This is a genomic window from Saccharothrix deserti, assembly GCF_009769385.1.
Classification (GTDB): Bacteria; Actinomycetota; Actinomycetes; order Mycobacteriales; family Pseudonocardiaceae; genus Actinosynnema; species Actinosynnema deserti.
Genome location: NZ_VKAB01000039.1, coordinates 80,768 through 87,390, shown reverse-complemented (window position 1 = coordinate 87,390; position 6,623 = coordinate 80,768). Strand labels below are relative to the sequence as shown.

Annotated in this window: 5 protein-coding genes and 2 tRNA genes; 3 read left to right on the top strand and 4 right to left on the bottom strand. The window is 69.2% G+C overall.

Going from position 1 to position 6,623, the window contains the following annotated elements:
• Nucleotides 1–522: 522 nt before the first annotated feature.
• Nucleotides 523–1,413, bottom strand: a complete 891-nt coding sequence (locus FM051_RS40405) for a tyrosine-type recombinase/integrase (RefSeq protein WP_158852405.1) — start codon at nucleotides 1,411–1,413, stop codon at nucleotides 523–525.
• Between the two features lie 157 nt (nucleotides 1,414–1,570).
• Between FM051_RS40405 and FM051_RS40400 the strand changes: the two genes are divergently transcribed.
• The 3 genes from FM051_RS40400 (at nucleotide 1,571) to FM051_RS40390 (ending at nucleotide 2,985) form a co-directional block, all read left to right on the top strand.
• Nucleotides 1,571–1,655: transfer RNA gene (locus FM051_RS40400), tRNA-Ser, on the top strand.
• Between the two features lie 143 nt (nucleotides 1,656–1,798).
• On the top strand, nucleotides 1,799–2,404 hold the full coding sequence (locus tag FM051_RS40395) for a hypothetical protein (RefSeq protein ID WP_158852404.1): 606 nt from the start codon (nucleotides 1,799–1,801) through the stop codon (nucleotides 2,402–2,404).
• Nucleotides 2,405–2,586: 182 nt separating this feature from the next.
• Entirely contained in the window at nucleotides 2,587–2,985 is a 399-nt protein-coding gene (locus FM051_RS40390) for an SH3 domain-containing protein (RefSeq protein ID WP_158852403.1), read from the top strand.
• 83 nt (nucleotides 2,986–3,068) lie between these two features.
• Here FM051_RS40390 and FM051_RS40385 read toward each other — a convergent pair whose 3' ends face one another.
• The 3 genes from FM051_RS40385 to FM051_RS40375 form a co-directional block, all read right to left on the bottom strand.
• On the bottom strand, nucleotides 3,069–5,519 hold the full coding sequence (locus tag FM051_RS40385; protein ID WP_158852402.1) for an endonuclease/exonuclease/phosphatase family protein: 2,451 nt from the start codon (nucleotides 5,517–5,519) through the stop codon (nucleotides 3,069–3,071).
• A gap of 235 nt (nucleotides 5,520–5,754) precedes the next feature.
• Nucleotides 5,755–6,375 carry a DUF4304 domain-containing protein gene (locus FM051_RS40380; RefSeq protein ID WP_158852401.1) on the bottom strand — a complete coding sequence of 207 codons (621 nt, stop codon included), beginning with the start codon at nucleotides 6,373–6,375 and terminating at the stop codon, nucleotides 5,755–5,757.
• A gap of 78 nt (nucleotides 6,376–6,453) precedes the next feature.
• Nucleotides 6,454–6,538 (bottom strand) — tRNA-Ser (locus FM051_RS40375).
• Nucleotides 6,539–6,623 lie beyond the last annotated feature (85 nt).

Sequence of the window (6,623 nt, the reverse complement as noted above, 5' to 3'; positions counted from 1 at the left end):
CACCGGAAAGGTGCTCCTGAACTCGCACGGACAAGGCCCTAGACAAGCCATATCCTTGCAGCTCAGAGCACCTTTCTCTATGAGCTGGCCACTCTCACGCCAATCCCCCGTGAAAGCAGCGGGCTAGGGCGGTACGTTCGCGAACCAACACGGAGGGGGCGACCAAGTGGTCACCCCCTCCGTCATTTGATGAACTGCTACGCCTCGGATGAACCGAGACGGGTGCCAGCGTGGCCACGTGAGCGCGATCGAGCACTCCGGAGCGCAAGACCACGGAAGTACGCGCGCCGGGCCGAGAGCGCGCGCCGCTCGCGTTCGTCGGGCGGTAGTTCCCGGTTCGGGTCGACCTGGTCCTCGAACCGCGCGAGCGCCGCACGCCGAGCGGGCTCTGTGCGGGCCGCTCGGTCCGCAGTGACCGCCCATGACGCATGGGCTGCGATCGACGAGCGTAGGGCGCGCTGCGCCGCATTGAGGTTGGTTGAGGCAGCCATACCTCAAGCACAGCGCGCCCATGTCACTCGATCAGGCGACGAGCGAGTCGGCGGGTGAAATGCGCTCGTGCTCGGCCAGTGCCCGCCGCGTCTTGGCTGCCTTGCCGTAGTGGCGGGGCATCTTCGTTGACGACCATCCGGCAATCTCCATCAGTCCGGCTTCGCTGCCGCCGTTTGCCTGCCAGCGGTCGGAGAAGTCGTGCCGGAATCGGTGCGGGTGCACCGAACCTGGCACCCCGGCGAGCTTGCCGCGGCGGTTCAGCATGGTCTGGATACCGTGGATGCTGAGCGGCTTGGTGGCGAGCCGTGACAGCCAGAGGGCCGGCGAGTCGGCGAGCGGGTGCTTTTCCCTGGCCTTGAGGTAGCGGGCGAGCGCGAGCCCGGTCGAGTTGCCGAACCGGACCACTCGCACCTTCTGACCCTTGCCGACGAGCACGAGATGCTTCGTCTTCAGGTCCACCGCGTCTTTCTGGATCGAGTTCAGTTCAGAGACGCGCATTCCCGTGTCGATGAACAGGAGGACGATCGCCCGGTCGCGCAGCGATTGAAGGTCTTTCCCGTCACAGGTGAGCAGTAGCGCGGCGTGGTGCTCGTCGTCCAACAAGGGGGTGATCTTCTCGGGCACGTTGGGTGCCTCGGTCTTGTCGAACGGGTTGCCCTTGGTGATCTCCTCACGCTTGGCCAGCCACGCGAAGAACACCCGAAGGTTGCGGTAGTGGTGTGCGCCGTTGGCGGCCGAAGTCGCCGCGATGATGTCGGCGGTGAAGTCGTCGACGTGGTGCGCCTTGACGTCGTCAGGCTCCAAGTCGAGGCCCTGCTCGTCGAGCCACCTCGCCCACCGCTGGGCCGTGGCGAGGTACCGCTCCTCCGTCTTGGCTGACAGTGCCTTGGCCTTGATCGTCTTCCGCCACCGCTCGGCCAACATGCCCCAGACGGCGCCGCTCGTGCTCGTCGTGCCCATGTAACAGACGCTCCAATAGTGTCGTCACCGAGCGCTGTGCTAGCACCTCCCCACCCGTGCGCACCGGCCCTACCAGCCGTTTTGGCTGGTCAACCCCCCTTCCGGTAGGCTCTCCGGCGGAGGATTCGCATAGTGGCCTAGTGCGCACGACTGGAAATCGTGTTGGGTTAACCCCCTCACGGGTTCAAATCCCGTATCCTCCGCAGGCCAGAGCCCCGGCACCGTCAGGTGACCGGGGCTCTGTCGTGTGTGGGGTCTCGCTTCGGGGCTTCGGGCCCCGAAGCAACGCCGTGATCGCCGGAGGCGTCCTCCAAAGTGATCGACCATGATCACTGGGAGGACGCACATGAGGATCACCAAGACGGCCGCCGTCGCCGCCGCTGCCGCTGCGGGCCTGTTCGCCGGTGGTGCCACGGCCACGGCCACGGCCTCGCCCGCGGGCGAGGTCGGCGCGAGCGGCCCGCCGTTGTACACGGCCACGGCGTGGCACGACGTCAACGTCCGGCTCTGTCCTTCGACGGCGTGCCTGTCGATCGGCCAGACCCCCGCAGACACGACCAAGGGGGTCTACTGCTGGACGTACGGGCAGTGGGTCACGGACTACGGCATCACCAACGACGTCTGGTTGAACGTCGGCAGACAGGACGGCGGCACCCAGTGGTCCAGCGCCATCTACTTCGTCGGCGACAAGTACGCCAACCTGCCCGTGGACGCGCAGTGCACCGACTCACCCACGCCCGTCCCCACCACCACGCCCAGGCCCACCACAGCCACCCCTACCACTCCCAGGCCCACCACCACAGCCGTGCCCACCACACCCAGGCCCACCACCACAGCCATTCCCACCACACCCAGGCCCACCACCACAGCCGTCCCCACCACACCCAGGCCCACCACCACCTCACCCGAACCCGCTCCCACCACCCCGTCCCCTGAGCCCGTTCGGAACTGATCACCGGGAGACGACCCCCACGGGTTCACCTCCCGCACCCTCCGCAGGCCAGAGCCCCGGCGCCGTCAGGTGACCGGGGCTCTGGCCGTGTGCGGGCGTAGTCGCGGTCGGGACAGGTGCAACCTCCGGAATCGCCGAAGACGTTTAACCAGTGATCGACCATGATCACTGGGAGGACACACATGAGGATCGTCAAGACGGCCGTCGCCGTGGCAGCGGCCACCGCGGGCCTGTTCACCGGCGGCATCACGGCAACGGCCGCACCCGCGGGCGAGGTCGGCGCGAGCAGCGCGCTGTACACCGTCACGGCGTGGCACGACGTCAACGTCCGGAGTTGCGCTTCGACGGCGTGCCTGACGGTGGGCTCGATCGTGGCAGGGCAGAGCAGGAAGGTCGCCTGCTGGGTGCACGGGGAGTCGGTCACGGACTACGGCATCACCAACGACATCTGGTTGCAGGTCGGCGGCCGGCAGGAGGGCGGCACCCAGTGGTCGAGCGCCGTCTACTTCGCCGGCGACGAGTACGCCAACCTGCCCGCGGACGCGCAGTGCCCCGTCGCACCTGAGCCCGCTCAGCGCTGACCTCCGGCGGTTTTCCCTGCCGGCACAACGAAAGGCCCCCTCGGACCAAACACGTCCGAGGGGGCCTTTCCGCTGCTACGGACTCACGCCCGCGGCACGCACTCCGCGATGTCCTCCAGCAGGAACAGCAACTGGTCGACGTTCGCGTTGCCCGTGCTCGGGCGCAGCTTCACGACCTGCGGGTCGTGGTCGCTGGCCTGGTCGGCGAACTCCGCGTTGATGTGCACCACGTCGTAGCGGTACCGGGTGATGTTGGCGCTGATCAGGATGTGGTCGAGGGTCTGCGAGTTGCCCTCGAACACGTAGCTGTACCGCTCGTTCGCGGGCAGGGTGTCCATCAGGGCCACGACGCCGCCACCGGCGGTCAGCGTGCGGACCACCGGGGAGAACTGGTAGTCGTTGATGTCACCCGCGAGGACCACGTTGGCGCCCTTGTCGACCGCCTTCACCTGGTCCACGAAACCGCGCAGCAGAGCGGCCTGCTGAGCGCGCTGCACCTCGGTACTGCGCACGGGCTCCTGGTAGCGGCCGTGCATGGCCTGGTCGCCGTTCTTGGAGGCGAAGTGGTTCGCGACCACGAACACCGTGCGACCGCGGAACTTGAACTCGCCCGCCAGCGGCTTGCGGCTGCTCTCCCACGCCGGGTCGGCGGGCGCGATGCGGCCCGGTGACACCGACAGCGCGGCCCGTCCGTGCTGCTTCACGACCGAGACCGCCGTGGTGGCGTCGCCGCCCGCGCGGTCCACGAAGGACACCCGAGCCGGGTTGAACAGGAACGCCACCCGGATGTTGCCGCCCGGCTGGCCGCCGTCCTGCATGTTCACCGGGTCGATCTGGCGCCACTGGTAGCGCGGACCGCCCGCGGCCACGATGGCGTCGGTGAACTTGGCGAACGTCGCGTCCGCGGCCACCGTGCCGTCGTTGGTCACGCCGTTGTTGTCCTGGATCTCCTCCAGCACGACGACATCCGGGCTCTTGAGGTTGTCCACCACGGCCGCGGCGAGGCGGTCGAACTTGGCCTGGTCGTTGGTGGCGGCCAGGTTCTCCACGTTGTACGTGGCCACCGACATCTCGTGCGTGCGCTGCGCGTCCGTCGCCTCCGGCGTGATGCCGCCCGACACGTGCTCGCCGACCGCCTTCGTGGCCAGGGTGTAGCCGCCGAAGTTGGTGTACTCGACGTTGCCGACCGTCGCGCCGCGCCACACGTCGCCGACGTTGCTGGTCTGCGGTGCGGCGGCGCCCGGCTTCACCTTGATCCGGCCGCTGTTCGGCTGGTCGTAGCCGAGGTAGATCGTGCCGCCGCGGGGAGTCGGGTTCTGGGTCGGGTTGGTGGTGATCCACGACTCGCCGAAGCTGTTCGTGGGTCCGACCACGCGGGCGTCGTTCACCTGGACGTACATGCCCTCGCGGGACTCGTAGTAGTCCTGGCCGTAAGCCGCCGGGTCGAGCGGGAGCGATTCGACGCTGCCGCCGCCCGCGGTGGGCAGGTAGCCCGCCGGGGGGTTCAGGGTTTCCGGCGTCGGCAGGGCGTTGCCCTTGGACCGCACGGTGACCGTGGTGCCGGTCAGCTCGGTGAGCGTCTGGTTGGAGTTGCTCGCCGCGTCACCACCCGGCCGGTACTCGGCGACGGTGCCCGAGACCAGCACCTCGTCACCCGGCTCCACGGTCGGGACGAGGCCCGCGGTGTAGGCGAACAGGCCCTCGCTGGTGCGCGGGTCGTTGTCCGGGGTGGTGTCCTGGAACCAGAAACCGCGGTCGCCGATCGCGCGGGTCGCGGTGACCACGCCGGGCACGCCGCTGACCTTCTGGCCCAGCAGCGGGGAGACGCGGGTGGTGCCCTGGATGTCGCGGATCCGCTTGTCGCCGGGTTCCGGCTCGGGGTCGGGATCCGGTTCGCCGGGGCCCTGGCCCTTGGTGTTGACCGGGGTCGGCGCGCCGACGGTGAAGTCGGTCGCGTTGTTGTCGGTGTCGGTCAGCGCCGGGCGGGCGGCGGAGGTCGTGTTGCCCGGGTTGGCGGTCGGCGTGGTTTCGCGGACGACGGTGGACGAGCCGTAGCCGACCAGGTCGCGGATGCGCGTGTCGGCGGCGCAGTCCGCGGCGGTCTTGCAGGTCAACGGCGTGGTCTCGGTGACGAGCGCGATCGTGCCGCCGGAGCCGCCCATGGCGATCGTGCCGGTGACGTCCGGGGTCGGCAGTTCGACGGTGCCGCCGGCGCCCTTGGACTCCGCGATCAGGAACCGCCCGCCGGGGGCGACCGACCCGGTCAGCGGGGTGACCTGCCACTGGCTGGTCGCGCTCGCACCGGCGGGCAGGTACTGCACGCTCCAGCCGTCGAGGGTCACCGGCGCCGTGGCGGCGTTGGCCAGTTCGACGAAGTCCTGGGTCAGCGTCGCACCGGAGTTGCCGCCACCGCCGTAGACCTCGGCGATGAGGGCGTCCGGGCTCGGAGCCGCGTGGATCGGCGTGGCCAGGGCGAACGTCACGGCCGAGGCGGCGGTGACCGCCAATCCGACGCGCAGCGTGGTAGGTCTCAACGGTTCCTCCGGTAATTGGCGGGTGCGCGCATCCTCCCCGGATCGAGTGAACGACGGTAGACAACGTCACTAACTGTTGACCTTTACCCTTCACTCGAACGTGTGTTCGACCATAGGGTAGGGTCATGACCGTGCCTCCCGGTGGCCCTCCCAGCGCCGGCACGGGCACGGCCCGCACGACAGGGGCGCCGGCCCGACCTGACGAGGTCCGGATCGGCGCCCGTGTGCGTGCCGCTCAACGGTTTCGGAGCCGGGCGACGAGTTGTTCGTAGCCGCCTTCGCTCTCCAGATCGGCGGCCAGTCGATCGAGTTCGGGGCTGGGCCCGTCGTCGGCGAGCAGGATCGCGAGCGGGACGCGTTGATCCCACCGGCGGGGAACGCCCTGGAAGCGACCGGCGCGTGCGGACGCGAACTGGGCGCTTCGGGGCAGGCGGCCGAGCAGGTCCGGGATGCCGGTCCGGGCGAGTTGTCGGGCGGCGTCCTGGCCGCAGGCGCGGGCCGAGGCGGTGTCGTGGACGGCCCACCAGAACCGGTAGCCGGCCGACAGGGCGTCGGGCGCGTCGAGCCTGGTCCGCCAGTAGCCGGAGGCTTCGCGGGGTAGCAGGGGGCGCTGCCCGTGGTACTCGTTGATCCACTCCCACCACGGGCGGGAGACGACCGCGAGGTTGACGGTGAACCAGATGCCGTCGCGGCCGGCCTGCCGGGACCTCTGCAGGTTCACGATCGCCCAGTCGCCGCGCTCGGACTCACGTCGCCAGGTGGTCGAGGAGCCGCGGAAGCCTTCGGCTTTCAGCAACGGGCGGATGTGGTCGCGGAGCACGAGCTGGTAGGCCTGGTCGGCAGCCGGTGACGCCATGGACCCTCTTTCGCCTCAAACCCGGGACCGGACGCGGAAGAGCCCCGCTCACCTGGTGGTGAGCGGGGCTCTGACTTGCGGTGGCGGTGGGATTTGAACCCACGGAGGCTTGCACCTCACACGCTTTCGAGGCGTGCTCCTTCGGCCGCTCGGACACGCCACCGCCGAGAACAATACAAGACCGTCACCCTCGGGCCCAACAGGGGGTGGCCGGTGACGTCGGGGCTGGTCACGGGCTCGACACAGAA